This is a genomic window from Bartonella sp. CM120XJJH (assembly GCF_042194715.1).
Lineage (GTDB): Bacteria > Pseudomonadota > Alphaproteobacteria > Rhizobiales > Rhizobiaceae > Bartonella.
The window spans coordinates 1-1184 of the sequence record NZ_JBHINE010000070.1 but is presented as its reverse complement, the minus strand read 5'-3'; the positions used below and the strand labels follow the sequence as shown (position 1 = coordinate 1184).

General features: G+C 45.2%; 1 protein-coding gene. It reads left to right on the top strand.

The genetic code is table 11. The features are described 5' to 3' along the window. Positions 1 to 1184, top strand: a 1184-nt coding sequence (locus ACFIKU_RS09755; protein ID WP_375657386.1) for a hemagglutinin repeat-containing protein, incomplete at both ends; no start/stop codon positions are given.

Genomic DNA, 1184 nt, shown 5'->3' with positions numbered 1-1184 from the left:
GTGCATCACAAAAACAGCCATATTATAGGCACCGGCACTGTTCATACCACGAGTGGGGCAAACACCACATTGGCAGGTGCCGTGGTTTCTGGAAATCAAGTAGAAATGGAAGTAGGGGGTGATTTCTCCGTTACCAGCCGCAGTGATACGGGACAAAGTTCCAGCAAGCAAGACTCTGTTGCCATTGGTTATAATAGCCGAGGAAAGGAGGGTACAGCCTCAACCAATATTTCCTTGAACAAGGATAAATCCTCTAGCGATTATCATAGTGTTGTGGAGCAATCAGGCATCAAAGCGGGTGATGGCGGCTTTAAGATCAACGTTAAAGATAAAACGACCCTAACCGGAGGCATCATTGCCAGCACAGCCTCGGCGAACAAAAACAGCCTAACCACAGGAAGCATCAGCACCAGTGATATCAGCAACAGTGCGCATGCGCAAACCAGCAGCCAAGGTTTAAGCATTTCTGCCGGTGGTCCGATGTATCAAGGCAAATATGGTGTTGGGAAAAACATTGCTAAAAATGTCTTAGATCATTCAAAAGCTCAAGATTCAGAGGAAGGATATACCAAATCTGCCATTAGCGATGGCACCATCGTCTTGACAGATGAAGCAGGGCAGAAGGCATTGACAGGGCAAGATGTGGACCAAGCAATCGCCTCCCTTAATCGTGATACTGCCACCGCCCATAAGGGTGTACAACAGCTCGATGTAGGCAAGTTGGAACAAATCGTCCATGAAAACCGTGAAATGGCAACCCAACTCTTAGAAGAAGGGTTTAAATACAGCGATGATTCCTATAAAACTATGTTTATCAAAGAGCACCCCATTGCCGTGGTCGACCGTGATGAAAAGGGTAATATAATCTATGAAATAAATGAAAATGGACAGTATATCACAGACGCTCGTGGACAACCTATCCCTAAGTTTCATTATTTAACGGATGAGGAAAAGGAACATTTGCAAGAAGGTGCTGATGGCAAGGTGCATGTGTCCTTTAATGGCATCTTTACTCCACCAGAGGAAGCCGCTGTTTATGCTGAGCAACATGCGGAGAATAAAAATGCACCGCTTTATTTTGTTGTGTTCCCCCAAGCGGATTCTGCTATCTCAGAACTTTTGGTCGCGGGCTATCAGAAGTTTATGGAAAATAACTTTTGGGGTTTGACCAATTCAACACAAGA